The sequence below is a fragment of the Sphingomonas sp. Leaf257 genome (assembly GCF_001422185.1).
Lineage (GTDB): Bacteria > Pseudomonadota > Alphaproteobacteria > Sphingomonadales > Sphingomonadaceae > Sphingomonas > Sphingomonas yabuuchiae.
Genome location: NZ_LMMH01000033.1, coordinates 100,960 through 124,771 on the forward strand (window position 1 = coordinate 100,960; position 23,812 = coordinate 124,771).

Consider the following 23,812-nt stretch of genomic DNA (forward strand, 5'->3'; position numbering starts at 1 on the left):
CATCGTTATAGGAACGGTTCGCCGACAAAAACAGTGCCAAGCCGCGCTTAGCATCCTATCTGCCGCGCATGAGCATCATCGAGACGGTAAAGGCGGCGGTCGCCGCAGTGGCGGGCAAGCGCGCGAATGTGCGGATGGAGGGCGCGCGGGCCGGGGTCGTGCTCGACGCCACCGGCCTGGACGGGGCGGGGCGCCAGGCGCTGGAGGAAGAGGTGAAGGCCGCCGCGATCCAGTCGGGGGCCGAGGATGTCCGGGTCGTCCTGACCGCCGAGAAGCGCGAGCGTCGCATCATTGCGGTCGCCAGCGGCAAGGGCGGGGTGGGCAAGTCCACCCTGTCGGCCAATCTCGCCATCGCGCTGGCACGGGCTGGCCGCAAGACCGGGCTGGTCGATGCCGATATCTATGGCCCGTCGCAACCGCGCCTGATGGCGGCCGAGGGCGTGAAGCCGGTGGCGCAGGACGGCAAGCTGCAACCCGTGCCGACCCCCTATGGCGTCTCGCTGCTGTCGATGGGCCAGCTGGTCGAGCCGGACAAGGCGATCGCATGGCGCGGGCCGATGGCGGCGGGCGCGCTCAGCCAGCTGGTCGATGGCGATTGGGGCGCGACGGAACTGCTGGTCCTCGACCTGCCACCGGGCACCGGCGACGTGCAGCTGACCATGGTGCAGAAGCATCGCCCGGCAGGCGCGGTGATCGTCTCGACGCCGCAGGACCTGGCACTCATCGATGCGCGGCGCGCCATCGACCTGTTCACCAAGGCGGGGGTGCCGATCATCGGTCTGGTCGAGAATATGGCGGGCTATTGCTGCCCCCATTGCGGCGGCATCTCCGACCCGTTCGGATCGGGCGGGGCAGAGGCGGCGGCGGTCGAGCTGGGCATCCCGTTCCTGGGCCGGGTGCCCCTGACCATCGCGATCCGCACCGCTTCCGATGCAGGGCAGCCTCCGGCGGCGGGCGAGGATGATACGGTCTTTGCGCCGCTGGCCGAGCGGGTGGCGCGCTGGCTGGACGGCCAGTGATGAAACCGGCGGCACGGCGGGGCGTTGAGGCGCGATAACCCGCCGCTTTTTCGAACGTTAGTCGAAAGGTCGGCGGCGAATAGGGGATAGCCGATGCCGTTGACCGCCGATGACGATATTCGCGACCTGCTGGCGAATGCGCGGACCATCGCGCTGGTCGGCGCATCGGACCGTCCCGACCGCCCCTCCTATGGCGTGATGAAGCGGCTGCAGGATCATGGCTATCGCGTGATCCCGGTCAATCCGCAGATCACCGGCGAGCATGTCCACGGCGAATTCGTCTTTCGCGAACTGGGTCAACTGGGCGACCCCATCGATATCGTCGACATCTTCCGCCGGTCCGAGGCAGCGGGCGACGTGGTGGACGAGGCCATCGCGATCGGGGCCAAGGCGGTCTGGCTGCAACTGGGCGTCGTCAACGAGGCCGCCGCCGCGCGCGCCGAGGCTGCCGGGCTGAAGGTCGTGATGAACCGTTGCCCCGCCATCGAGATTCCGCGCCTGGGCGTCGCGCCGGTCGGGCAGGACTGAGAAGAAGGGCAAATATCGACAGCGTACAAAAGGGGAGAAAGACGATGGTGCCGCTATTGTTGCTATGGGCCGCTCCGGTTGCCGAAGGGGAGCAGCGGATGACCCTGCCGCGCCTGACCCCAACCTGTACCCTGTCAACCTGCCATGGCGGCAAGCGTCCCTCGCCCTATCGCCTGGCGCCGAGCCATGTCGTGCCGATCGATTCCAAGGCACGCGCCTTTGCTAATGACGGCACCTATTGCGCGGTGGTCGGCGACAAATATTGCACCAGCAAGCCGCGCACGCTGTTCCGCACCGCGATTGATTAGCCGGAGCGGCAGGCGCTAGGATCGCCGGACCGAGGAGGATCGCCGATGCTGCCCCTGTTGCTGATCGCCCTGCAGGCGGTACCCGCCGCCCCGTCGGAGGGAAGGGAGCGCGTCTCGATCCTGCTACCCGATTGCCCGACTTCTGCGGACGCAAGGCAGGACATTCTGGTCTGTGGCCGTCGACCGGGAAGCGACCGGGCACCCGAGCTGCGGGGCGGGCCGTCCGATCATGCGATCCCCTCCAATCCCGAAATGACCGCCATCGGAGCGTTACGCGCCGAGGGTACGCCCTGTGCGGCCAGCCAAAGGGGGTGCGCCGCCCCGGTCGACGTCGTTACGCCCGCGCTGATGCTCGCCAACGAGGCGCGGACCGGTATCAGCAAACTGTTCGACAAGAGGCGCGACAAAAGCCAGCGCTTGCCGATCACACTCGACGGGCCCGGGCCGCAGGGACATCTCGAACCCTGACTGGAACGGGGGACAGTCAGCGCGAATCGGCCTTCACAATCCTCTATTGTTCCCCTCTCCCCTGGATAGGGGAGAGGGTTAGCGGAGCCTGCCAGCGTGCTGGCTAGCGCAGCTTGGGTGAGGGGGTGAGCGAGCCGAACGGCTCGCCTCTCCCCTCAAAGAGGGGCGAGGGGAAGAAGAGGAGGTCACGAATATCGATCGACCTGACGCTGGCGGTCGGTCGGAAAATCCGGCATGATCGCGCCCGGCCCCGCCTTTAGGCAGAGGGGCTGGCGATGCCGGGAGAGCGTCATGCTTGCGACGATGTTGGTCATGGTGATGGCGGGACTGTCGGCACAGGGCGAAGACGCGCCGCCACCCTCGGTCGACACCATCGTGGCCAAGACCCGCCGGTTGACCAGTGTCGAGACGCGCTGCGTCTATGATCCCAACGCCACCGACATCACCGTCTGCGGCCGCCGCAATGCCGACCGCTTCCGCATTCCCTTCGAGATACCGCCCGAGCCCGGCGATCCCCGTCATGAAGGGGTGATGGAGGAGCGGACGCGACTGCTCGCGCGGAGCACGCCGGTCAAGGATTTGTCGCCCTTCCAGGTCGGCGGCGGCTTTGCCGGGGTGACGATGGACACCAATGCCCGGGGCAGCGGCGGCACGACGACTCTGCGCAAGCCCGCGCCATGACGGCCGGAGACAGGCGATGATCCCGCTGTTGCTGATCGCTTTGCAGGCGACGCCCGCCGTGCCCGCGCCGCCACCCGAGGGCGGCCGTTTCTCGATCCTGGCGCGCGATCCTTGTCCGGCTTCGAGCGGGACGGCGGCCGATATCATCGTCTGCGGGCGGCGTCAGGCCGACGACCGGGCTCCGCAACTCGGCGATGAGCCGCCGACCGGGCCAGTGCCGTCCAATCCCGAACTGACGGGGGCAGGGGCTCTGGCCGCCTCGTCCACCCCGTGTCCGGCGCGGCAAGGCGGGTGTCAGGTGGGGTTCGATCTGGTTACGCCCGTGCTGATGCTCGCCAACGAGGTGCGGATCGGGATCAGCAAGCTGGTTGACAAGCAGCGCGACAAGAGTCAGCGCATTCCCATAGCGCTCGATGGGCCGGGGCCTCAGGGGCATCTGGAGCCCTGACGACCTCTCGAAACCCCTCCTTTGAAGGTGAGGGGAGCTGTCCGCTTCAGGACTTGACCAATTCCCGTTCAGCGACGGACTTGCCGTCGCGCGCGCGCGGACGGCGGCGGGAGGAACCAGTCGGCCAGAGTCATGCCCGTCGCGGCCATCGCACGCAGCACTACCTGCCCCGCCGCGCGCGCATCGCTGAGCGCGTCGTGATGCCGGTGCTCCAGTTCCAGGAAGGCCGCCAGCGTATTGAGCTTGTGATTGGGCAATTCCGGCCAGGCCCGCCGGGCGATGGTCACGCTATCCAGCCAGCGCGCCGCGATCGGGGGCAGGGCGTCGCGCTCGCAGGCGCGGCCCAGCGCACCCTTGTCGAAGCCCGAATGCGCCACCGTCACCCGTCCCGCCAGATGGCCGGCCAGTTCGGGATGCAGCGCGGCGAAGGTCGGCTTGCCCAGCACATGATCGGCGGTGATGCCGTGGATATTGATGTTGAACGCGCTGAATTCGTCGCACGGATCGACCAGCGTCTCATAGGCCAGCACTTCGACGCCCGCGGCATAGCCGACGATGCCGATCTGACAGATGCTGCTGGTCCGCGAACAGGCGGTTTCGACGTCGATGACCACGAAATCGGGGGAAATCATGGACGGCCTTTAGCGACTTGGTGCCAATCGAGCAATAAAAGGTCGCTGACCGGCTCGACAGCGACCATTTCTATCCGCTACCCGCCTGCACTCAACAAACGCTCCGGATACAGGATTTGGACGATGGGCGATGCTTTGCGAGTGGCTTTGGCGGGACTGGGCACGGTGGGGGGCGGCGTCATTCGCCTGCTCGATGCGAACCGTGACCTGATTACCCGGCGCGCCGGTCGCCCGATCGAGATCGTCGCCGTCTCCGCGCGTGACCGGACCAAGGATCGCGGTGTCGACCTGTCGCGCTTCGAATGGGTGGACGATACCGCCGCGCTGGCCTCGCACCCGGATGCCGATGTGGTGGTCGAGCTGATCGGCGGTTCGGACGGGCCCGCGCTGACGCTGGCCCGCACCGCGCTGGGGGCGGGGCGCGGCTTCGTCACCGCCAACAAGGCGATGCTCGCGCATCACGGGCTGGAACTGGCGCAGAAGGCGGAGGAATCCAACGCTGCGCTGAAGTTCGAGGCGGCGGTCGCGGGCGGTATCCCGGTCATCAAGGGGCTTCGCGAGGGCGCGGCGGCCAACGCCATCGCGCGCGTCTATGGCATCCTCAACGGCACCTGCAATTTCATCTTGTCGAAGATGGAAGCCGAAGGCCGCGACTTCGCCGAGGTTTTGGCGGAAGCGCAGGCGCTGGGTTATGCCGAGGCGGACCCCAGCTTCGACATCGACGGCGTCGATGCGGCGCACAAGCTGTCGATCCTGGCTGCCATCGCTTTCGGCACCCAGCCTGCGTTCGGCGACGTCGCGATCGGCGGCGTGCGCCATGTGCTGGCCGCCGATATCGCGCAGGCCGCGTCGCTCGGCTATCGTGTCCGCCTGGTCGGCGTGGCGGAGGAGGGGGCGAACGGCCTGTTCCAGCGGGTGCATCCGCATCTGGTGCCGCTCGACCATCCGCTGGCGCATGTCACCGGCTCGACCAATGCGGTCGTGGCCGAGGGAAATTTCGTCGGTCGGTTGCTGTTCCAGGGCGCAGGCGCGGGCGACGGCCCGACCGCCAGCGCGGTCGTCGCCGACCTGATCGACATTGCGCGCGGCGAATATGGTGCATCCTTCGCCATGCCCGCGCATGAACTGACCCCGGCGCCCAAGGCTGATAGCGGCGAGCGGCGCGGGCGTGCCTATTTGCGCTTCACGGTGCAGGACAAGGTTGGCGTGCTGGCCGAGATCGCCGCCGCGATGCGCGATGCGGGGGTGTCGATCGAAAGCCTGATCCAGCGCGGCGAGGCGGCCGATGGCGGGGTGATGATCGCGATCGTGACGCATGAGGGGCCGGAGCGCGCGGTGGCACAGGCGCTGGAGCGGTTGCGCGGGAGCCAGAGTTTGGTCGGGCAGCCATTGCTGATGCATATCTTGGGTTGATTGTTGGGGGGTAAGGTCTCTGCGAGGCGCCTTGCCCTCCCCCAGCCCCTCCCGCCTGCGGGAGGGGGGCTTTAAGGTAGCCCCTCCCGACTGCGGGAGGGGAGCAATTTAAATTCGAACCGCTGATCTTGCCGCTCCCCTCCCGCAAGCGGGAGGGGATGGGGGAGGGCAAGCCCCAGGCGATCCGCCTGAATTACCTCTTGATCAACCCGATCTCGACCAACCGCTCGAACAGATAGTCATGCGCCGTGATCGGCTCCGGATAGCGATCCGGATGCCCTTCGCCGATCGTGCCGGGCAGGGTCTTGATCAGGAAGTCCGGTGCCGGGTGCAGGAAGAAGGGCATCGAATAGCGAGAGAAGCCGCGCCGCTCGACCGGCGGGTTGACGACGCGGTGCGTGGTCGAGGGCAGGACATGGTTGGTCAGCCGCTGCAACATATCGCCGACATTGACCACCATCGCGCCCTCGGGCGGGCGGATCGCCAGCCACTCGCCCGAATCGCGGTCGAGCAGTTCGAGGCCCGCTTCCTCGGCCCCGAGCAGCAGGGTGATGAGGTTGATGTCCTCATGCGCACCTGCGCGGACGCCCTCGGCATCGGCGGGGATCGGCGGATAGTGGAGCAGGCGCAGGACGGAATTGCCGTCCTTCACGGCGGAATCGAACCAGTTCGGCTCCAGCTTCAGATGCCGCGCAATGGCCGACAGCAGCCGGTCGCCCGCGCGGTCGAAGGCCGAGAACAGTTCGACGAAATCCGCGCGGAACCCTTCCGGGCGGTCGGGCCAGATATTGGCGGGCATCCGGTCCGCATAGGGGTGCCCCTCGGGCAATTCGCGGCCGACATGCCAGAATTCCTTCAGGTCGACGACCTTGGCATCCTTCGCGATCTCGGTCTTGAACGGGGTATAGCCGCGCGCGCCGCCGCCGCCGGGGACGTGATAGCCGCGCTTCTCCTCCTCGGGCAGGTCGAACAGCGCCTTGGTCTGCGCCCAGGCGCGGTCGATCAGTTCGGCGGGCACGCCATGATCCGCGACGATGGCGAAACCGAACCGCTCGAACGATGTGCCCAAGGCGGCGGCAAAGCCCTCCGGGTCACGGTCCTGGTCGGCGAGGCTGAGCGTCGGAACCTCGGCGGAGCGGGTGTCGGTCATGGCGATATGTCCAGAAAATCGAATAGGCTGGCCCCTATATAACGCGCCCGTCATCTCCGAACAGGGTGCGTCATCCGCCTAAAGTGATCGTCCCCGTCGATCGGTCGCCGCCCGAGGGGCGCAGGTCCAGGCGGAAGGATTTCTCCTCCGCCGTCTTGCCGACCAGCGCGCCGCCCTGATTGGTGAGGGTGAAGTCGGCCTCGCCCATCTTGTCGCGGAACCAGTCGCGCACGGTCGCCGGATCGGCCGGACTGTCGAAGGTCATGGTGAACGCCTTGTCGCGGCCATTGCCGACATCGACGTTGCGGATCGTCGAGCCGGGATAGAGATGCACGCCGTTCAGCTCGAAATTATCGGCCTCCATCGACACCTTGGGCAGCTTGAACGCGCCGGAAAAGCCGGGCAGCGCCAGCTTCACCTCCCCTGACTTGCCATCGACCGACGCCAGCGTTTCGCCATCCGAGCCGTTCACCGTGATCGACGTACCCTGGTTCGGCCGATCGCAGGCCGACAGCGCCAATGCCGCCAGCAGCGGGAGGGCGATGGGGGAGCGGGACAGGATGGACATGGCGGTAAACTCCTTACGCGTCCTGTTGCATCAATACAGTTGGGGTGCAGGTCTGACCCCCGCAAGCTGTCGAGGGGCTGAATGGCTGTGTCGGAAAGACCTTGCAGGGTAACGGAGCCGCTTTCCCGGTTCCCCTCTCCGTCCATCCACCCTATGGGACAAGCATCATGTCCGAATCCCGTTCCGCTGATCCGGTGACGCCTGTCACCGCCGAGCCTCCCGGCGCGCCCATCGGCTTTGTCGAGTTCGTCCTGCTGATCGCGGCGCTGATGGCGCTGACGGCGCTAGGCATCGATTCGATGCTGCCCGCACTGCCTGCCATCGGGGAGTCGCTGGGCGCGTCGCCCGCGGCGCGGGCGTTCGTCGTCACGGCGTTTCTGATCGGCTTCGGCGTGGCGCAGCTGGTGCATGGGCCGCTGGCCGATCGTTACGGGCGGCGGCGGGTGCTGATCGTCGCGCTCATCATCTACATCATCGCCAATGGCGCGTCGGCGGTGGCGGGCAGCTTTACCCTGTTGCTGGTCGCGCGGGTCTGTGCCGGGGCGGCGATCGCGGCGACGCGGGTGGCGACGGTGGCGCTGGTCCGCGACTGCTATCACGGGCGCGCGATGGCGCAGGTCATGTCGATCGCCTTCATGGTGTTCATGATCGTGCCGATCCTGGCGCCGGCCTTTGGCGAGCTGGTGCTGCTGTTCGGCAATTGGCGGCTGATCTTCTGGACGATCGCGGGCCTCGCCACGCTGGTCCTGACCTGGTTTTCGCTTCGGATGCCCGAGACGCTGGCGGTGGAGGCGCAGCTGCCCATCTCGCTGACACGCATCGTCGGGGGCTGGCGCGAGACGGTCGGGGATCGGCTGTCGCTGGGCTATACGCTGGCGGCGACGGCGCTGATGGCGGCGCTTTATGGCTATCTGAACTCGGTGCAGCCGATCATGGCGCAGACCTTCGGTCGCGAGAAGCTGCTGGCGCTGATCTTCGCAACGACATCGGTCACGATGGCGGCGGCGAACCTGCTCAACTCGCGGATCGTCATGCGGCTGGGCACGCGGCTGATCAGCCACAGCTCGGTCACGATCCTGATCGTCGTGTCGGCGATTCACTTGGCCATTGCGCATTTCGGGGGTGAGTCGCTGATCGTCTTCGCCGTGCTCCAGGCGATCACCATGGCGTGTTTCGGTCTGGCGACCTCTAACTTCTCGTCCATGGCAATGGAGAATATGGGGCGGATCGCCGGGACCGCATCGAGCGTGCAGGGCTTTACCAGCGTCACCATCGGCTCGCTGATCGGCGCAGGCATCGGCCAGGCCTATGACGGGACGACGCAGCCGCTGACCCTGGGTTTCCTGATCGCCGGATGCGCGGCCTTTGCCTTCGTCTTCGCGACCGAACGCGGTCGGATGTTCCGCCCCGCCTGACGGGTGTCTGACGCGGGTCGGGGGAACCGCCCGGCCCGCCCCCGTGTTCACCCTCCACAGTTCAAGAGGAGGCAGTGATGGGCGGACATCAGGTTCCGAGCCAAGGACCCGGCGACGATGGCTGGGACGAAGAAGGCTATGACGAGAGCCAACGCGCCGAAATCCTGGAGGTGACGCGCGACGGCCCCAGCGACGGCGTGCTGCTGACCGATATCGAACCCGATCTAGGCGACGACAGCGTCGAGGACGAGCCGATCGACGAACTCGACATGGACTCCGAAGAGGTCGGGACCAGCGATGCTTCGGTCGACATGGATGCCGAGGATATCGACGAAGACGATCTTCAGGAGGATTTCGAGGACGACACGGTGGCCGACGGCGATATCGACGACGCCGACGACACCGCCCTGCGGCCATGAACCGGCTTCCCGTCGCGCTCGCGGCGGGCGGCATCGTGCTGGTCGGCTGTTCGACCATGCCCGATCCGCGTGCCGCCTCGACGCTGCCGCCGATGGTCTCGACGACCTTCCAGTGCGAGAATGGCAGCCGTTTCTGGGTACGTTTCGACAATCGCGACGATAGCGCGCTGGTGCGCTTCGGCGACGATCTGGAGATGCGGCTGGAGGGACAGCGGGTCGCGTCCGGCATCCACTACACCGGCTTCGGTCACGACCTGCGCGGCAAGGGGGGTGAGGTTGTTTTGACACGCCCCACGGGTGATTCCGTACGCTGCATGGCTCAGCGTTGATGATGGCGGGCGGAAACCGGGCTGAAAAGTGGCGGAAATCTGCCATTGCCCCATTCCGCCCGCATTTGGTTCATCTAGGTGACAGGAACTGTGTCTCTGGCGCCACAGGTTCCGATAAGGCGATCAAAAATCTGAAATGTCGTGCAACCCATGGGCGTCTAGCCGGTTAAGCGGGCCTGGGCTGAGCGGTTCGATCCGCCGCCCCACATAGAATAAGAGAAGGGTATCTCACATGCGTAAGCTTTCCCTCGTCGCCGCTGCGGCGGCCGCGTTCGTTGCCGTGCCTGCCATGGCTCAGGACATGAACACCACCGACACGACGACCGCGGCTCCGGCCCCGGCCGACACCGCGACCGCTCCCGACGGCACCCGTGCCTTCGGTATCGAGCCGTACGTCGCGATCATGGGTGGTTGGGAGCAGTTCGATCGCCAGACGGTTGCCGGCATCCCCGCGCAGCCCAAGGGCTACAACCTGGACGGCGCGCTGGTCGAGGGTATCGTCGGCTTCAACGTGCCGCTGGGCCCGGTGTTCGTCGGCGCCGAGGGCGCGGTCGCCAAGGGCGTGTCGGGTGACATCGACTGGCAGTATGGCGCCTATGGCCGCGCGGGCTTCCGCGCCGGTGAGAGCGGCCTGTTCTACGGCAAGGTCGGCTACCGCTGGAACAACTTCCACAACTTCGCTCCGGGTGTCGCTGGCGACCTGAAGCGGGACTATCACGCGACCGTGTATGGCGTCGGCGCCGAAGTCGGCCCGAAGGACATCGGTCTGGGCGGCCTGACCGGCAACTCGGGTCTGCGTCTGCGTATGGAAGTTTCGACCTTCGACAACGCGCACTCCTTCCGTCCGATGGCGGGTGTTGTCGCACACTTCTGATCCCTATAGGATCCAGTTGGCGTAAAGGACGGGGTTCGGCAGCGATGCCGGACCCCGTTTTCTTATGGGGCCACGCTTCCCATATCGGGCGCATGGTCGGACGGGTGAAGCGAAAGGCGGGGCTGGTGGCCGCCGCCGAACGGATCGAGCAGCAACCCGCGGCGCGATCCTGCGCGCTGTGCGATCGGCCGCTTGGGGTGAAGGTGGAATGGCACCATCCCGTTCCCAAGAGCGAAGGCGGGCGCGAGACGGTGCCGGTCCATCCCATCTGTCATCGCACCATCCATGCGACCTTTTCCAATGGGGAACTGGCGCGGGGGTTTGCGGACTTCGCGGTGTTGCGAGCGCATCCCGAGATGGCGCGGTTCCTGCGTTGGATTGCAGGGAAACCGGCGGACTTCCATGCGCCGACGAAGGGGGCGCGGTAGTTTAGGTCCACGCGAAGACGCGAGGGCGCGATGGCGCGAAGAGGTGTGGTTCGCGCAGAGGCGCGGAGGGCGCGGAGAAGAGGAAGCGCAGGAGGACGATAGTCCCAGTCCCCGTTCAGCCTGAGCGCAGTCGAAGGCCACGGGATAACGTCCGCCGGGCGGCCGGCTCATTTATCCTCTGGGACATGGATAGGGGCCTCCGGCCAAGTCGATTTTGGCGTATGCTCACCCTTGGCCTTCGACTACGCTCAGGCTGAACGGAGGATGGGAAAGCGGGCGGTTTGCTCGGGGCTATCTCTGCGTCCTCCGCGCCTCTGCGCGAACCACACCTCTTCGCGCCATCGCGCCTTCGCGTGAACGAAAAAAAGGGCGGACCGAAGCCCGCCCTCTCGTAGATCACTCCGCCGCGACGCCCGCCGCCGAGAACATGTCGCCGGTTTCGCCCGGCTCCTCGTTGGCCGCCTTGGCGGTCTTGGCCTTTTGGCGGGTGTCGAACGCGTCCCAGACGTCGTTCCACTGGCCGCGCGTCGCCGCCTTGGAATATTCCGTGGCGCGCGTTTCGAAGAAGTTGGCATGCTCCACGCCGTTCAGCAGCGGGGTCAGCCAGGGCAGGGGATGCTCGTCGATCATGTAGATCGGCTTCAGGCCCAGCTGGCTGAGGCGCCAGTCGGCGATGTAGCGGATATACTTCTTGATCTCCTTGGGCTTCATCCCCTCGACCGGGCCCATTTCAAAGGCGAGGTCGATGAAATTGTCCTCCAGGCGGATCGTCGTCTGGCACACATCGGCGATGTCGTCCTTGACCGCCTTGGTCAGGCACTGGCGCTCCTGGCAGAAGGCGTGGAACATGCGGATGATGCCTTCGCAGTGCAGGCTCTCGTCGCGCACCGACCAGCTGACGATCTGGCCCATGCCCTTCATCTTGTTGAAGCGCGGGAAGTTCATCAGCATCGCGAAGGACGCGAACAGCTGCACGCCCTCGGTGAAGCCGCCGAACATGGCCAGCGTACGCGCGATGTCCTCGTCGCTGTCGACGCCGAAATTCTGCATGTAATCATGCTTGTCCTTCATCTCGGCATATTCGAGGAAGGCGCCATATTCGCTCTCGGGCATGCCGATCGTGTCGAGCAGATGGCTGTAGGCGGCGATATGCACCGTCTCCATGTTGGAGAAGGCGGTCAGCATCATCTTGACCTCGGTCGGCTTGAACACCCGGCCGTATTTCTCGTGATAGCAGTCCTGCACCTCGACGTCGGCCTGGGTGAAGAAGCGGAAGATCTGGGTCAGCAGGTTGCGTTCGTGATCGGTCAGCTTCTGCGCCCAGTCGCGGCAATCCTCGCCCAGAGGCACCTCTTCGGGCAGCCAGTGAAGCTGTTGCTGGCGCTTCCAGAACTCGAACGCCCAGGGATATTCGAAGGGCTTATACTGCTTGGAGGCTTGGAGGAGAGGCATCGGGGTTACTCCGGATACAAATCAAATGAGGTGATAGGTGAAGGCCGGTTCAGCCACTGCTCGCCCAGGAGCGCAGAGCGGCGGCGAAACCGGCGAGAATGATCCCGCCCATGGCGAACATGGTGCCCGCGATCAGTCGGGCGTAGCGGCCCTGCTCCGACCGGGGGGTGCGGAGTTGCAGCAACAGCGTTGCGCCGATCCCGGTTAACAGGGCGGCAACGCCGTACATGATCGCCGCCCCCGTCATGCGACCATTTCCAGCGTTGCGCGTTCCGAACCCGAACCCAACACAGGAGACGTAAGATGGTCGATGTCAGCCAGATCAAGGAACATGCCGAAGTCGTCGGCGCGGACGGCGTCCATGTCGGCACGGTCGATCACGTCGATGGCGACCGCATCAAGCTGACCAAGAACGACAGCCCGCAGACCCAGGACGGGCAGGGCGCCAAGCATCATTACCTGCCGCTCGGCCTGGTCGCCGAGGTCGAGGGCGACACCGTCCGCCTGTCGGCCACCGGCCAGAACGCCGTCGACCAGTTCGAAGAGGCCGAGTGAGCAATACTCTCCCTCTCCCAGTGGGAGAGGGAGGGAGCGCCCGTCAGGGCGCGGAAGGGTGAGGGTGGTGTCGTTCATGCGACGCCGCCCTTTTTCTTTGTGAGTGCGACACCCTCATCCTTCCCACACGGCGTTGCCGCGCGGGCCCCTTCCTTCTCTTGCAGGGAGAAGGAGATACGTTCCATTACGCCTTCGAGATTCTCCATCACGTCGGCGTTCGTCACGCGGACCGTCCGATACCCCTCGCGCGCCATGAAGTCTTCGCGCGACGCGTCATAGCCTTCCGCGACGGCATGAGTGTCGCCGTCGACCTCTATGACCAGCTTTTCGGAAAAGCACAGCATGTCGGCGAAGAATGGTCCCAGCGGCGTCTGGTGACGCCATTTCAGATGCGGATAGGTTTGACGCAACGCGCGGAGCAGACGGCGTTCGGGTTCGGACGCGTCGCGGCGGAGTTGGCGGGCGCGAGGAACCGTACCAGTCGGTTGATTCTCGTAAAGGCGCATCTGCCCTCACCCTTCCGCCGCTACGCGGCTCCCTCCCTCTCCCGGAGGGAGAGGGATTAGACCGTTTCACCCCTCTCCCCTCGGGAGAGGGAGGGGCCCGCCCGGCATAAGCCGGGTGGGAGGGTGAGGGCGGCCTATGCTCTCAAAGCCCGGTTACTGGCACGCCAGGCATTCGTCGTAATCGGTCGTCTCACCGATCTCGAACTTGGGCGCGCTGATCGTGTTGTCCGCCTCGACGCCGCCGCTTCCGGCGAAACCGGCGCGCTGCACCGACTTCGAGCGGAGGTAATAGAGCGACTTGATGCCCAGCTCCCAGGCGCGGAAGTGGAGCATCAGCAGGTCCCACTTTTCCACATCGGCCGGGATGAACAGGTTCAGCGACTGCGCCTGGTCGATATAGGGCGTCCGATCACCCGCCAGTTCGAGCAGCCAGCGCTGGTCGATCTCGAACGAGGTCTTGAACGTGTCCTTCTCTTCCGGCGACAGGAAGTCGAGATGCTGGACCGAGCCGCCATGCTCGAGGATCGAGTTCCAGACCGCGTCCGAATTCTTCGACTTCGCGATCAGGATCTTCTCGAGATAGGCGTTCTTGACCGCGAACGACCCGGACAGCGTCTTGTGGGTATAGATGTTCGCCGGGATCGGCTCGATGCACGCGCTGGTGCCGCCGCAGATGATGCTGATCGACGCGGTCGGCGCGATCGCCATCTTGCAGCTGAAACGCTCCATCACGCCGACATCCGCCGCGTCGGGGCACGGCCCGCGCTCGACCGCCAGGGTCATCGACGCCTGGTTCACCTGCGCGTTGATGTGCTTGAACATGCGCAGGTTCCACGACTTGGCCATCGCGCCTTCGAAGGGAAGCCCGCGCGCCTGGAGGAAGCTGTGGAAGCCCATCACGCCCAGGCCGACCGAGCGCTCGCGACCGGCCGAATAGGCGGCGCGCTCCATGCCCGGCTCGTGCCGCTCGATATAGTCCTGCAGCACATTGTCGAGGAAGCGCATCACGTCCTCGATGAACTGCTTGTCGTCCTTCCACTCGTCCCAGGTTTCCAGGTTGAGCGATGACAGGCAGCAGACGGCGGTGCGGTCCTTGCCCTTATGGTCGATGCCGGTCGGCAGGGTGATTTCCGAACACAGGTTCGACGTCGACACCTTCAGCCCCAGCTCGCGATGGTGCTTGGGCATGTTCTTGTTCACATGATCGGCGAACACGATGTACGGCTCGCCGGTTGCCAGACGGGTCTCGACCAGCTTCTGGAACAGCGCGCGCGCGTCGACGGTCGCGCGGACCTCGCCGGTCTTCGGGCTCTTCAACTGCCATTCGGCGCCGTCGCGCACCGCTTCCATGAAGGCGTCGGGGATCAGCACGCCGTGATGGAGGTTCAGCGCCTTGCGATTGAAGTCGCCGCTGGGCTTGCGGATCTCCAGGAACTCCTCGATCTCGGGGTGCGAGATGTCGAGATAGCAGGCCGCCGAACCACGACGCAGCGAACCCTGGCTGATGGCGAGCGTCAGCGAATCCATCACGCGGACAAAGGGGATGATGCCGCTGGTCTTGCCGTTCAGGCCGACCGGCTCGCCGATGCCACGCACCTGGCCCCAATAGGTGCCGATGCCGCCGCCGCGCGAGGCGAGCCAGACATTCTCGTTCCAGGTGGTGACTATGCCGTCCAGGCTGTCGGGCACCGAATTGAGGTAGCAGCTGATCGGCAGGCCGCGACCGGTGCCGCCGTTCGACAGCACCGGCGTGGCGGGCATGAACCACAGCTTCGAGATATAGTCGTACAGCCGCTGGGCATGTTCGGCATTGTCGGCATAGGCCGAGGCCACGCGCACGAACAGGTCCTGATAGCTTTCGCCGGGCAGGAGATAGCGGTCGTTCAGCGTTTCCTTGCCGAAGTCGGTCAGCAGCGCGTCGCGCGCATGGTCGACCTCGACCGGATAGGGTTGCGGGCGCACCGACTTGGTGTCCGCCGGGGTCGGGGCGGGCGCCGCGTTCTGGGCCGTATCCGCCGCCATCTTTTCGAGCATATCAGTGGTCATGTCGCTATCCCGGCTATCCCTGAAATCCATCATCGATGCCGCTCCTTTGTTCTTGTTCCGTTCGAGTCGGCATCCAGCCCCTAGCACCGCGCGCCAGGCGCGTCGCGATCAGGATGGAAAGGGAGGTACAATCCCCGATTCCGGGGCTTTCTCCGCATCCGGCCATGCGTTTCGGCATGACCTCATCCTACCAGTGCTTGGGGCCCTTCCCGACCTCTTCCACAATCCTTAGTGGAAAATCCCGAGCAGCACCGCAAGAGGTTAAAGCGCGGGACGGGGGTTGGTTGCGACGAATGGCGGGCGCGTCCGGGCCGCCCAAAAGCCGCGACGCACGGATGTCTGCGGGGTTCGGGAAGCGCAAGACCCTAAAAATATTTTTTGGCCGCCGGGATCAGCGCGGGACGAGCAGGAAGAGCGCGATGAGGCCGAGAATCGCCACCGCCATCTGGGGTGGCCGCAGCCGCGCGAAATGCCCCGGCGCGCCGCCCCAACTGGCCAGCCAGGGATCGGTCAGCGCGATCGACGCATAGCCCAGGATCAACAATCCGAAGCCGGTCGACGGCCCTGCGATCAAGGCCAGCAGCCCCAGCGAGAAGCGCAGGATCATCGTCGCCATCTGCGAGACATGGGTACCGCCCAGCGTGAAGAAACTCAGGCCGCGCGCGACGCCCGCCAGGAAGATCAGGATCGCCGCCCCCCAAATCTGTCCGATGAGCAGGGCCAGCGGCATACCCGCCCAGGCGGCCAGCGCGGTGAGGGGCAGCACCAGTACCGGACCATAGCCGAAGACCAGGCTGAGCAGGGGGATCCGGCGCGATGCGCCCTCCGGCGTGGGGGCGGGGGTGGGGGCCGGATTGGGAGTGGTCGGGGTCATGACGGCGCGAACGTGCGGCGCGGCGTTCCTATCCCGCCCCGATGCCGCCGCCCGTGCGGGCGGTACCGATCAGGCGGATCGAAGCCGCGTGTCCCCCTCGTCCTGTGCCTTATCCAGCCACGGATGATCCTCGGGCAGCGGCGTGGCGAAGGCCAGGCCCACCCGTCCTTCGCGCTCCCATCGGATATAGCCGCGAACGGGGGCGTCGCCGCCGAGGCGGATGCCGACCGCCGCCCCGCCCACGATATAGGCGGGGGGAAGCCCTTCGATCATGGTGCCGGTGGTCGACAGGTCGCGGATGCGGACATCGATCGTCGCATCGCCCGACAGGATCTGGGCGATGCGCAGGATCTTCACCCGAGGGCGACGGAGCGATTTCAGGCCGACCGGTTCGGCATGGCCGCCATGCTCGCGCATCGATTGGGGGACGTCTGGCGCCTCCATCGGCTTGCCATAGACGAAGCCCTGGATATGGCTGCACCCCAGGCTGCGGATCATCTCGATCTCGTCCTGGATCTCGACGCCTTCGGCGGTCGTCTCCATGCCCAGCGTGTCGGCCATGGTCACGATCGCGCGGATGATCGCGGCATTACGGCTGCCCTGGCTGCTTGCGCCGCGCACGAAGGACTGATCGATCTTGATCTTGTCGAACGGCGCATGACGCAGATAGCCGAGCGAGGAATAGCCCGTGCCGAAATCGTCGAGCGCCAGCCGGATGCCCAGCGCCTTCAACGCGGCGAACTGGCGATGCGATTCCTGATTGTCGTTCAGGAAGACGCTCTCGGTGATCTCCAGCTCCAGCCGCGCCGCCGCGAGGCCCGATTGCGCCAGTGCCTGGGCGACCAGCGCGGGCAGATGCGGCTTGGCGAACTGGATCGACGACACGTTGACCGCGACGCGCGCCTCCCGCGGCCAGCCCGCCGCCTCGGCACAGGCGGTGCGCATCACCCATTCGCCGATCTGTTCGATCAGGCCGCAATCCTCGGCGACCGGAATGAACTGCGACGGCGGGATGTTGCCCTGTTCGGGGTGGTGCCAGCGCAGCAGGGCTTCATAACCGACGATCATGGCATCGCGGGTGGATACGACCGGCTGATAGACCAGGCGGAACTGCCCCTGCGCGACGGCGATGCGCAGGTCTTCCTCCATCCGCTTGCGGCTGCGCGCGCCTTCCAGCATCGCCTCGGCATAGAAGCGGTGCACGCCGCGCCCGTCGCCCTTGGCCGCGTACAGGCCCAGATCGGCGTTGCGGATCAGCGTCTGCGAATCTTCGCCGTCATAGGGCGCGATGGCGATGCCGATCGAACACCCGATCGTGACCTCGTTGCCCAGAATGTCATAGGGGCGCGACAGCGCGGCGATGATCCGGTCCGCCAGCATGGCCAGCCGGTCGCGCGCATCGATGCCGGGCAGCAGGATCTGGAACTCGTCGCCGCCCAGTCGTCCGACCAGCCCGACATCGCCGACCACCTCCTCCAGCCGCCGCGCGACCTGTTGCAGCAACAGGTCCCCTGCCTGATGGCCCAGCGTGTCGTTGACCGCCTTGAACCGGTCGAGGTCCATCAGGAACAGCGCATTGGGGCGCCAGGGATGGATCGACTGTTTCAGCGTCTTGTCGAGCGACAGGGTCATGCGCTGGCGATTGGCCAGCCCGGTCAGGCTGTCGAACAGCGCCAGGCGGGTGATCTCCGCCTCCGACCGGCGCTTCTCGGTCAGGTCGGAGCCCGAACCGATAAAGCCGCGAAACCGGCCGATACTGTCCAGGATCGGTCGGCCGGAGATCGACCACCAGCGTTCCGACACTGCTCCCCCCTCGGCCACCGCGCAGACGGTGTAATCGGAAAAGCCGGTGCGCGACGACAGGTGGAAGGACAGGGTCCGTTCGGTGCCGGGTGCGGAGGGATCCATCTGGAACAGCTCGGTCAGCACTTGCCCACGGCTGTCGAGACCCGAGGCGGCCAGATCGCGTGCGACCTTGTCCGACAGATAGGTCAGCCGCCCATGCCGATCGGTTTCCCAGAACCAGCCGGTGCCATGCTCCTCGAACTCGGCGATCATCTTCACCGCCTGCTGCCCCTGGCCAAAGGCCTGGGCGCGGTCGCGGGCGCCGTCATAATCGAGCTGCCCGACGGCGCGCGCCTTGAGGATCAGGAAGATCAGCGGCGGGAGGACCGCTACCAGGACCGGCAGCACCGACACGCCCCAGGCCAGCGCCGTGACCGGCGCCAGAAACGCGAAGCCGAAGGAATAGCCCAGCAGCGCGCCGCGCACCGCGTTCAGCATCGATGCGGTCGCCCACATGGTGCAGGCGAGCGTCAGCACGGCCACCCATCCGCTGGTGCCGTGATGCGCATTCGCCACGATCAGCAGCATCGGCCCGGTGGCCAGCGCGACCAGCAGGCCCATGACGCTCAGCCATTGTTTCAGCCGGTAGAAGGGCCATTGCCGAGCGACGCCGCGCCACAGCACGAAACCGAAGACCAGCGTGGCCGCCACCATCAGGCCGCCCGCCACTGCCCTTTCGATCCGTTGGGACGACGGCTCGCCCAGCGAATCGACCCCCAAGATGGTTGCCACGGCCACCAGATTCTGCAGGACGGCCAGCGGCCAGGTACGGCACAGCGTCTTCAGACGCCCCAGGTGAAGCGACACCAGCAACTCGTCATTATCCTCGGCCAGCCCCATCAGGGCGAGGAAGGACAGGGTCTTGGAGGAGGCTGGCGACATGCGGGGTGCGGGTTTCCAATAATGTCGCGCCACCCTGCGCTAATGCTGGTTAAGATAGCTTGAAACCGGCACCCTCCATTGCGCCGGCCGCGCCCCTTTCGCTAAGGACGGATGCATGACGACCCTGATCCGCGACACCGACCTGATCGAGAGCGTGGCCGACGCGCTCCAGTTCATCAGCTATTACCACCCGATGGATTATATCCGTGCCCTGGGTAAGGCCTATGAGGCCGAGAAGAGCCCGGCGGCCAAGGATGCGATCGCGCAGATCCTGACCAACAGCCGGATGTGCGCGGAGGGGCATCGCCCGATCTGCCAGGACACCGGCATCGTCACGGTCTTCGTGAAATGGGGCCAGGACTGCCGCCTGTCGGGCGACCGTTCGCTCCAGGAGGTCGTCGATGAGGGCGTGCGCCGCGCCTATCTCCACCCCGAGAACAAGCTGCGCGCCTCGATCCTCGCGGACCCCGCCTTTACCCGCCGCAATACCAAGGACAACACGCCCTCGGTCCTCCATGTCGAGATGGTGCCGGGCAACAAGGTGACCGTCGACGTCGCGGCCAAGGGCGGCGGCTCGGAGAACAAGTCGAAGTTCAAGATGATGAACCCGTCCGACTCGATCGTCGACTGGGTGCTGGAAATGGTGCCGCAAATGGGCGCGGGCTGGTGCCCGCCGGGGATGCTGGGCATCGGCATTGGCGGCACGGCGGAAAAGGCGGTGCTGCTCGCCAAGGAATCGCTGATGGGCGCGATCGACATGGGCCAGCTCAAGGAGCGTGGACCGCGCAACGATATCGAGGCACTGCGCATCGAGCTGTTCGACAAGGTCAATGCGCTGGGCATCGGTGCACAGGGGCTGGGCGGCCTGTCCACCATCCTCGACGTCAAGATCATGGACTGGCCGACCCATGCGGCGTCCAAGCCCGTCGCGATGATCCCCAATTGCGCCGCGACCCGCCATGCGCATTTCACGCTGGACGGCTCGGGCCCGGTCTATCTCGAAGCCCCCAAGCTGGAGGAATGGCCCAAGGTCGACTGGAAGCCGGACCTTCAGGCGGCCAAGCGCGTCGACCTGAACACGCTGACGCCGGAAGAGGTGAAGAGCTGGAAGCATGGCGACCGGCTGCTCTTGAACGGCAAGATGCTGACGGGGCGCGACGCCGCACACAAGCGGATCAAGGACATGCTCGATCGCGGCGAGGAACTGCCGGTCGAGTTCAAGGGCCGGGTGATCTATTATGTCGGACCCGTAGATCCGGTCGGTGAGGAAGTGGTCGGCCCGGCGGGCCCGACGACCGCGACCCGCATGGACAAGTTCACCCGCATGATGCTCGACCAGGGCCTGCTGGCGATGGTCGGCAAGGCCGAGCGCGGCCCGGCCGCCACCGACGCGATCCGCGAATACCAGTCCGCCTATCTGATGGCGGTCGGCGGCGCGGCGTACCTCGTCGCCCGCGCGATCAAGGGATCCAAGGTCGTCGGCTTCGAGGATCTGGGCATGGAGGCGATCTACGAATTCGACGTGGAGAACTTCCCCGTCACCGTCGCGGTCGATTCCGAAGGCCAGAACGTCCACACCCTGGCCCCGCTGGTATGGCGCGACAAGATCGCGAAGGAAGGCCTGCTGACCCCGGCGTGACGTGAATTCCTCCCCATCGTCAGATGGGGAGGGGGACCATGCGAAACATGGTGGAGGGGCGGGCCTCCACCATGGTGGCCCGCCCGGCGGTCTTATTGCTCAAGCCTCTTCATTCGTCACAGCGTCTCGTCCTCAGGCTCGGGCATCGGGACCATGAACTCGGCGAAGGTCGCAGGCAGGCTGATGCCGATGACCAGAAGCGTGACGAGCCAACCAGTCCATTGCATTGGCAGGACCGGCACCGGCCAGCCCAGGCCGGGGGCGGTGACCATCCAGCTGACGAGTAGGGCGATGAGTCCGATATAGGTGGCGAAGGCGCGGGCGGTGGCGCGTAGAAGTGCCGCCTGTTCGAACTCGTCATACACACCCCGCCCCTGGTCGGCCGCCCAGCCGTCTCGGGCGAAAGGCGAAAAGCCGATAAAGAATCCGGGCAGGAACGAGACGAACAGAGGAGGATGACCGTCCGCTCCGGAGAGCATTGCCGCTGTGAGCGCAACCACCACTGCTCCTGCCAGCGCCCAGCGGACCCAATAGCGACGCGGCCGCTCTTTCAAGCTGGCGGCATACCATTTGCGGAAATCATAGCCGTCGCGATAGCCGGTCATGCGGCATCCTCTTGATCGGGAAAGGGGATAGCGAACTCGGCGAGCAGAACGGGCAAGTTCGTGCCGATCACCAGCAGAGCCGCCGCCCATGTCGCCCAGTCTGAAAACTGCCGGGGTATCGGCCAGCCATAATGGCTGGCGAACGCGCACCATCCCATGGCGGTGAGCGTCAGTGCCATCATCGTCGTATAGGCACGGTGATGCGCCTGCATCAGGGCCTGTTTCTCGAACTCGTCATAGTCGCGATACTTCGCGCGGGCGAAGGGCGAGCGGCCCGAGGCGGCACTCAGTCCCGCTATGACCAGCGCTCCGAAGTTGAGCCCGACGTCCTGCCAGACCTGCACGACGGCCAGCCCGATCGCCAGGACGACCACGCCGACCAGCCACCAGCGCAGGGCGCGGTTCCGATAGGGGCGGTTGGCGCATTCCGATGACCTCTCGCCCGGCGCGGGGCGGCCGGTCCAGCGGCGGCTGTCATGGCCCATCAGGCGTCTCCATCCCGACGCAGCGCATCGGTCAGCGAGGGGAAGGGGGTGAGGGAGAAGATCAGCTCGACCGGGGCGTCGAAATAGGCGGCGATCTTCAGGCCCAGTTCGAGGCTGGGTTTATAGTCGCCGCGCTCGAGATAGCCGATGGTCTGCGGATTGACTCCGACCGCTTCCGCCAGCTCGCGCCGCGATACGTTGCGGTCGTTCCGGAACAGGGCGATGCGGTTGTGCATACAGGCAAGCTATATGCCTTGTTGTGTTTACACAACGATTCGTTTTTACTGCGTACAAGATCACATTCCTCCCCGTTAAGGGGAGGTGGCAGGCCGAAGGCCTGACGGAGGGGTGTCGCCCTCTCGATAGCGGGACACCCCTCCACCATGCTGCGCACGGTCCCCCTCCCCTTGCAGGGGAGGAATTTTCTCCGTCAGTTCCTGTACAGCGCGTCGAGACGGTCGCCATACACCTCGCGCAGGACGTGACGGCGGATCTTCAGCGACGGGGTCAGCTGCTCGTTTTCGATCGCGAAGGGTTCGTCGGCGATGATGAAGCGGCGGATGCGCTCGGCCACCGACAGGTCGCGGTTCACCCGGTCGATCGCGGCCGAAATCGCGCCCCGGAAATCGAGATCGTCGTCCAGCGCGGCGCGGTTGCAGCCGGTGCCCGACTTGGCGCACCATTCGGCGGTCCATTCGGCATCGGGCACGATCAGCGCGACCATATAGGGCCGCCGGTCGCCCGCGATCATCGCCTGGCCGATCTCGGGCTGCAGGGTCAGCATCCCCTCGACCTTCTGGGGGGCGACATTCTCGCCCTTGTCGTTGATGATCAGGTCCTTCTTGCGGTCGGTGATGCGCAGGCGGCCCGCCGCATCGATCTCGCCGATGTCGCCCGTGTGGAGCCAGCCGTCCTTGAGCACGCGGTCCGTCTCGGTCGGGTTGCGCCAGTATCCGTGCATGACCAGTTCGCCGCGCACCAATATCTCGCCATCCTCGGCGATCCGCACCTCGGTCTTGTCGAGCGGCGGGCCGACCGTGTCCATGCGCACGCCGGCCTTGGGCCGGTTGCAGGCGATGACCGGCGCGGCCTCGGTCTGGCCATAGCCTTGCAGCAGGGTGAGGCCGATCGAATGGAAGAACAGCCCGATCTCGGGGTTGAGCGGCGCGCCGCCGGACACCATCGCCTTCAACCGGCCGCCGAACTTCCTGGCGATCTTGGGCTTGAACAGCGTGTTGACCGCCAGCTGCGCAGGGCGATCGATCAGCCGCAAGCGGCCGTCATAGCTCTTGGCCCCCAGCACCAGCGCCTGGTCGAGCAGCCGTGCGCCCAGCCCGCCCTTCTTCTCGATCGCCTTGGCGATGCGGGTGTGCAGCACCTCGAACAAGCGGGGCACGACGAACATGATCGTCGGGCGCACCTCCTCGATATTGGCCGCCAGCTTGTCGAGACCCTCGGCATAATAGATCTGTCCGCCCAGCGAGATGGGGAAATGCTGCCCCCCGGTATGCTCATAGGCGTGGGAGAGGGGGAGGAAGGACAGGAACACCTCGTCGTCCCAGCCGAAATCCTCGGCGATCACCGCGCTGCATCCGGCGCAATTGTGCAGGATCGCGCCGTGATGCTGCATCACCCCGCGCGGCGCGCCGCCGGTGCCCGAGGTGTAGATGATGCAGGCCAGATCCTCGCGGGTGAAATCGGCTTGCGCGGCGACTACGACCGGATCGGCGGGATGCTCCGAGAGCATCGCGTCATATTGACGGCACTCGATCTGGCTCGGCCCCAGCTTCAGCGGCTCGATCCCGATCACCGTCTGGACGTGGTTGGAGCGGAGCGCGGCGGGCATCAGCGTCGTCGCCAGCTTCTGCGTCGACACGATGATCGCGCGCGCGCCCGAATTCTCGATGATATGCGCGTGGTCGCGCTCGGTATTGGTGGTGTAGGTCGGCACGGTCACGCCGCCCGCCGCCATGATGGCGAGGTCGGCGATGCACCATTCGGGGCGGTTCTCCGACACCAGCATCACCCGGTCGCCGCGTTGCAGCCCGGTGGCCTTCAACCCCGCCGACAGGCTGGCGACCTGGCGCGCCGCCTCGGCCCAGCTGATCGACCGCCAGGCCCCGGATTCCTTGCGCCAGAGGAACGGCGCGTCACCCTTTTCGGCGGCGCGCGTAAAGAACATGGTGATCAGATTGGGGAAATATTCGAGCGTACGCATGGTGCCTCTCCCACCGGCCCGTATC

General features: G+C 65.9%; 27 protein-coding genes. 14 read left to right on the plus strand and 13 right to left on the minus strand.

All coding sequences use genetic code 11. The features are described 5' to 3' along the window. Window positions 1-68: 68 nt before the first annotated feature. The 6 genes from ASF14_RS14915 (at window position 69) to ASF14_RS14940 (ending at window position 3,452) form a co-directional block, all read left to right on the plus strand. Window positions 69-1,019, plus strand: coding sequence for an Mrp/NBP35 family ATP-binding protein (locus tag ASF14_RS14915; protein WP_056436687.1), 951 nt, complete (start codon window positions 69-71; stop codon window positions 1,017-1,019). 93 nt (window positions 1,020-1,112) lie between these two features. Next, the gene (locus tag ASF14_RS14920) at window positions 1,113-1,547 is read left to right on the plus strand and encodes a CoA-binding protein (RefSeq protein WP_056436691.1); all 435 of its coding nucleotides are present in this window, start codon (window positions 1,113-1,115) and stop codon (window positions 1,545-1,547) included. Window positions 1,548-1,591: 44 nt separating this feature from the next. After that, a complete protein-coding gene (locus tag ASF14_RS14925; protein ID WP_156361221.1) occupies window positions 1,592-1,855 on the plus strand; it encodes a hypothetical protein in 264 nt (87 codons plus the stop codon). Window positions 1,856-1,900: 45 nt separating this feature from the next. Then, entirely contained in the window at window positions 1,901-2,323 is a 423-nt protein-coding gene (locus tag ASF14_RS14930; RefSeq protein WP_056436698.1) for a hypothetical protein, read from the plus strand. A 291-nt stretch (window positions 2,324-2,614) separates the two neighbouring features. Then, window positions 2,615-3,004, plus strand: coding sequence for a hypothetical protein (locus ASF14_RS14935; RefSeq protein ID WP_056436701.1), 390 nt, complete (start codon window positions 2,615-2,617; stop codon window positions 3,002-3,004). Window positions 3,005-3,020: 16 nt separating this feature from the next. After that, window positions 3,021-3,452 (plus strand): hypothetical protein, encoded by a 432-nt coding sequence (locus ASF14_RS14940; RefSeq protein ID WP_056436704.1) that lies wholly within the window; start codon window positions 3,021-3,023, stop codon window positions 3,450-3,452. A gap of 68 nt (window positions 3,453-3,520) precedes the next feature. Here the strand turns inward: ASF14_RS14940 and ASF14_RS14945 are convergent, their stop codons facing one another. Then, the gene (locus tag ASF14_RS14945) at window positions 3,521-4,084 is read right to left on the minus strand and encodes a 3'-5' exonuclease (protein ID WP_056436707.1); all 564 of its coding nucleotides are present in this window, start codon (window positions 4,082-4,084) and stop codon (window positions 3,521-3,523) included. Between the two features lie 123 nt (window positions 4,085-4,207). Between ASF14_RS14945 and ASF14_RS14950 the strand changes: the two genes are divergently transcribed. Further along, the gene (locus ASF14_RS14950; protein ID WP_056436710.1) at window positions 4,208-5,497 is read left to right on the plus strand and encodes a homoserine dehydrogenase; all 1,290 of its coding nucleotides are present in this window, start codon (window positions 4,208-4,210) and stop codon (window positions 5,495-5,497) included. A gap of 193 nt (window positions 5,498-5,690) precedes the next feature. Here the strand turns inward: ASF14_RS14950 and ASF14_RS14955 are convergent, their stop codons facing one another. Together ASF14_RS14955 and ASF14_RS14960 are read right to left on the minus strand one after the other, a co-directional pair. Next, entirely contained in the window at window positions 5,691-6,647 is a 957-nt protein-coding gene (locus tag ASF14_RS14955; RefSeq protein WP_056436713.1) for an isopenicillin N synthase family dioxygenase, read from the minus strand. Between the two features lie 70 nt (window positions 6,648-6,717). Further along, a complete protein-coding gene (locus ASF14_RS14960; RefSeq protein ID WP_056436714.1) occupies window positions 6,718-7,215 on the minus strand; it encodes a hypothetical protein in 498 nt (165 codons plus the stop codon). A gap of 167 nt (window positions 7,216-7,382) precedes the next feature. Between ASF14_RS14960 and ASF14_RS14965 the strand changes: the two genes are divergently transcribed. The 5 genes from ASF14_RS14965 to ASF14_RS14985 all read left to right on the plus strand — a co-directional run bounded on the left by ASF14_RS14965 (window position 7,383) and on the right by ASF14_RS14985 (window position 10,680). Beyond that, window positions 7,383-8,630, plus strand: a complete 1,248-nt coding sequence (locus ASF14_RS14965) for a multidrug effflux MFS transporter (RefSeq protein WP_056436717.1) — start codon at window positions 7,383-7,385, stop codon at window positions 8,628-8,630. A gap of 77 nt (window positions 8,631-8,707) precedes the next feature. Next, on the plus strand, window positions 8,708-9,049 hold the full coding sequence (locus tag ASF14_RS14970; protein ID WP_056436720.1) for a hypothetical protein: 342 nt from the start codon (window positions 8,708-8,710) through the stop codon (window positions 9,047-9,049). Then, window positions 9,046-9,378 carry an MliC family protein gene (locus tag ASF14_RS14975; protein ID WP_056436723.1) on the plus strand — a complete coding sequence of 111 codons (333 nt, stop codon included), beginning with the start codon at window positions 9,046-9,048 and terminating at the stop codon, window positions 9,376-9,378. The genes ASF14_RS14970 and ASF14_RS14975 overlap by 4 nt, the downstream gene beginning before the upstream one ends. Window positions 9,379-9,610: 232 nt before the next feature. Next, a complete protein-coding gene (locus ASF14_RS14980) occupies window positions 9,611-10,252 on the plus strand; it encodes a hypothetical protein (RefSeq protein ID WP_056436725.1) in 642 nt (213 codons plus the stop codon). Between the two features lie 92 nt (window positions 10,253-10,344). After that, window positions 10,345-10,680 carry an HNH endonuclease gene (locus ASF14_RS14985; protein ID WP_236697100.1) on the plus strand — a complete coding sequence of 112 codons (336 nt, stop codon included), beginning with the start codon at window positions 10,345-10,347 and terminating at the stop codon, window positions 10,678-10,680. A gap of 396 nt (window positions 10,681-11,076) precedes the next feature. On the opposite strand, the gene ASF14_RS14990 is transcribed toward ASF14_RS14985, so the two are convergent. Beyond that, the gene (locus ASF14_RS14990; protein ID WP_056436728.1) at window positions 11,077-12,132 is read right to left on the minus strand and encodes a ribonucleotide-diphosphate reductase subunit beta; all 1,056 of its coding nucleotides are present in this window, start codon (window positions 12,130-12,132) and stop codon (window positions 11,077-11,079) included. A gap of 49 nt (window positions 12,133-12,181) precedes the next feature. Further along, entirely contained in the window at window positions 12,182-12,379 is a 198-nt protein-coding gene (locus ASF14_RS14995) for a hypothetical protein (protein ID WP_056436731.1), read from the minus strand. Window positions 12,380-12,435: 56 nt separating this feature from the next. Here ASF14_RS14995 and ASF14_RS15000 point away from each other — a divergent pair, with 56 nt between their 5' ends. Further along, entirely contained in the window at window positions 12,436-12,687 is a 252-nt protein-coding gene (locus ASF14_RS15000; RefSeq protein ID WP_042489736.1) for a DUF2171 domain-containing protein, read from the plus strand. Between the two features lie 74 nt (window positions 12,688-12,761). Here the strand turns inward: ASF14_RS15000 and ASF14_RS15005 are convergent, their stop codons facing one another. The 4 genes from ASF14_RS15005 to ASF14_RS15020 all read right to left on the minus strand — a co-directional run bounded on the left by ASF14_RS15005 (window position 12,762) and on the right by ASF14_RS15020 (window position 18,840). Continuing rightward, entirely contained in the window at window positions 12,762-13,193 is a 432-nt protein-coding gene (locus ASF14_RS15005; RefSeq protein WP_056436734.1) for an endonuclease domain-containing protein, read from the minus strand. A 153-nt stretch (window positions 13,194-13,346) separates the two neighbouring features. Next, window positions 13,347-15,269 (minus strand): ribonucleoside-diphosphate reductase subunit alpha, encoded by a 1,923-nt coding sequence (locus tag ASF14_RS15010; protein ID WP_056436738.1) that lies wholly within the window; start codon window positions 15,267-15,269, stop codon window positions 13,347-13,349. Between the two features lie 361 nt (window positions 15,270-15,630). Further along, window positions 15,631-16,113: a DUF3429 domain-containing protein gene (locus ASF14_RS15015; RefSeq protein ID WP_056436741.1), complete on the minus strand. Its 483-nt coding sequence runs from the start codon at window positions 16,111-16,113 to the stop codon at window positions 15,631-15,633. Between the two features lie 69 nt (window positions 16,114-16,182). Continuing rightward, window positions 16,183-18,840: a putative bifunctional diguanylate cyclase/phosphodiesterase gene (locus ASF14_RS15020; protein WP_236697090.1), complete on the minus strand. Its 2,658-nt coding sequence runs from the start codon at window positions 18,838-18,840 to the stop codon at window positions 16,183-16,185. A gap of 115 nt (window positions 18,841-18,955) precedes the next feature. Here ASF14_RS15020 and ASF14_RS15025 point away from each other — a divergent pair, with 115 nt between their 5' ends. Beyond that, window positions 18,956-20,479 (plus strand): fumarate hydratase, encoded by a 1,524-nt coding sequence (locus ASF14_RS15025; RefSeq protein ID WP_056436744.1) that lies wholly within the window; start codon window positions 18,956-18,958, stop codon window positions 20,477-20,479. A 116-nt stretch (window positions 20,480-20,595) separates the two neighbouring features. Here ASF14_RS15025 and ASF14_RS15030 read toward each other — a convergent pair whose 3' ends face one another. The 4 genes from ASF14_RS15030 to ASF14_RS15045 form a co-directional block, all read right to left on the minus strand. Beyond that, window positions 20,596-21,084: a hypothetical protein gene (locus ASF14_RS15030; protein ID WP_056436748.1), complete on the minus strand. Its 489-nt coding sequence runs from the start codon at window positions 21,082-21,084 to the stop codon at window positions 20,596-20,598. Further along, a complete protein-coding gene (locus ASF14_RS15035; protein WP_056436752.1) occupies window positions 21,081-21,569 on the minus strand; it encodes a hypothetical protein in 489 nt (162 codons plus the stop codon). The genes ASF14_RS15030 and ASF14_RS15035 overlap by 4 nt, the downstream gene beginning before the upstream one ends. After that, window positions 21,569-21,805: a helix-turn-helix transcriptional regulator gene (locus ASF14_RS15040; protein WP_056436755.1), complete on the minus strand. Its 237-nt coding sequence runs from the start codon at window positions 21,803-21,805 to the stop codon at window positions 21,569-21,571. Before ASF14_RS15040 ends, ASF14_RS15035 begins: the two co-directional genes overlap by 1 nt. A gap of 194 nt (window positions 21,806-21,999) precedes the next feature. Next, entirely contained in the window at window positions 22,000-23,787 is a 1,788-nt protein-coding gene (locus tag ASF14_RS15045; RefSeq protein ID WP_056436758.1) for an AMP-dependent synthetase/ligase, read from the minus strand. Window positions 23,788-23,812: the final 25 nt, after the last annotated feature.

Excerpts from the sequence above, each read along its gene's own strand:
- ASF14_RS14915 (WP_056436687.1), top strand. The coding sequence starts at position 69 with ATGAGCATCATCGAGACGGTAAAGGCGGCGGTCGCCGCAGTGGCGGGC.
- ASF14_RS14920 (WP_056436691.1), top strand. The coding sequence starts at position 1,113 with ATGCCGTTGACCGCCGATGACGATATTCGCGACCTGCTGGCGAATGCG.
- ASF14_RS14925 (WP_156361221.1), top strand. The coding sequence starts at position 1,592 with ATGGTGCCGCTATTGTTGCTATGGGCCGCTCCGGTTGCCGAAGGGGAG.
- ASF14_RS14930 (WP_056436698.1), top strand. The coding sequence starts at position 1,901 with ATGCTGCCCCTGTTGCTGATCGCCCTGCAGGCGGTACCCGCCGCCCCG.
- ASF14_RS14935 (WP_056436701.1), top strand. The coding sequence starts at position 2,615 with ATGCTTGCGACGATGTTGGTCATGGTGATGGCGGGACTGTCGGCACAG.
- ASF14_RS14940 (WP_056436704.1), top strand. The coding sequence starts at position 3,021 with ATGATCCCGCTGTTGCTGATCGCTTTGCAGGCGACGCCCGCCGTGCCC.
- ASF14_RS14945 (WP_056436707.1), bottom strand. The coding sequence starts at position 4,084 with ATGATTTCCCCCGATTTCGTGGTCATCGACGTCGAAACCGCCTGTTCG.
- ASF14_RS14950 (WP_056436710.1), top strand. The coding sequence starts at position 4,208 with ATGGGCGATGCTTTGCGAGTGGCTTTGGCGGGACTGGGCACGGTGGGG.
- ASF14_RS14955 (WP_056436713.1), bottom strand. The coding sequence starts at position 6,647 with ATGACCGACACCCGCTCCGCCGAGGTTCCGACGCTCAGCCTCGCCGAC.
- ASF14_RS14960 (WP_056436714.1), bottom strand. The coding sequence starts at position 7,215 with ATGTCCATCCTGTCCCGCTCCCCCATCGCCCTCCCGCTGCTGGCGGCA.
- ASF14_RS14965 (WP_056436717.1), top strand. The coding sequence starts at position 7,383 with ATGTCCGAATCCCGTTCCGCTGATCCGGTGACGCCTGTCACCGCCGAG.
- ASF14_RS14970 (WP_056436720.1), top strand. The coding sequence starts at position 8,708 with ATGGGCGGACATCAGGTTCCGAGCCAAGGACCCGGCGACGATGGCTGG.
- ASF14_RS14975 (WP_056436723.1), top strand. The coding sequence starts at position 9,046 with ATGAACCGGCTTCCCGTCGCGCTCGCGGCGGGCGGCATCGTGCTGGTC.
- ASF14_RS14980 (WP_056436725.1), top strand. The coding sequence starts at position 9,611 with ATGCGTAAGCTTTCCCTCGTCGCCGCTGCGGCGGCCGCGTTCGTTGCC.
- ASF14_RS14985 (WP_236697100.1), top strand. The coding sequence starts at position 10,345 with ATGGTCGGACGGGTGAAGCGAAAGGCGGGGCTGGTGGCCGCCGCCGAA.
- ASF14_RS14990 (WP_056436728.1), bottom strand. The coding sequence starts at position 12,132 with ATGCCTCTCCTCCAAGCCTCCAAGCAGTATAAGCCCTTCGAATATCCC.
- ASF14_RS14995 (WP_056436731.1), bottom strand. The coding sequence starts at position 12,379 with ATGACGGGGGCGGCGATCATGTACGGCGTTGCCGCCCTGTTAACCGGG.
- ASF14_RS15000 (WP_042489736.1), top strand. The coding sequence starts at position 12,436 with ATGGTCGATGTCAGCCAGATCAAGGAACATGCCGAAGTCGTCGGCGCG.
- ASF14_RS15005 (WP_056436734.1), bottom strand. The coding sequence starts at position 13,193 with ATGCGCCTTTACGAGAATCAACCGACTGGTACGGTTCCTCGCGCCCGC.
- ASF14_RS15010 (WP_056436738.1), bottom strand. The coding sequence starts at position 15,269 with ATGGATTTCAGGGATAGCCGGGATAGCGACATGACCACTGATATGCTC.
- ASF14_RS15015 (WP_056436741.1), bottom strand. The coding sequence starts at position 16,113 with ATGACCCCGACCACTCCCAATCCGGCCCCCACCCCCGCCCCCACGCCG.
- ASF14_RS15020 (WP_236697090.1), bottom strand. The coding sequence starts at position 18,840 with ATGTCGCCAGCCTCCTCCAAGACCCTGTCCTTCCTCGCCCTGATGGGG.
- ASF14_RS15025 (WP_056436744.1), top strand. The coding sequence starts at position 18,956 with ATGACGACCCTGATCCGCGACACCGACCTGATCGAGAGCGTGGCCGAC.
- ASF14_RS15030 (WP_056436748.1), bottom strand. The coding sequence starts at position 21,084 with ATGACCGGCTATCGCGACGGCTATGATTTCCGCAAATGGTATGCCGCC.
- ASF14_RS15035 (WP_056436752.1), bottom strand. The coding sequence starts at position 21,569 with ATGGGCCATGACAGCCGCCGCTGGACCGGCCGCCCCGCGCCGGGCGAG.
- ASF14_RS15040 (WP_056436755.1), bottom strand. The coding sequence starts at position 21,805 with ATGCACAACCGCATCGCCCTGTTCCGGAACGACCGCAACGTATCGCGG.
- ASF14_RS15045 (WP_056436758.1), bottom strand. The coding sequence starts at position 23,787 with ATGCGTACGCTCGAATATTTCCCCAATCTGATCACCATGTTCTTTACG.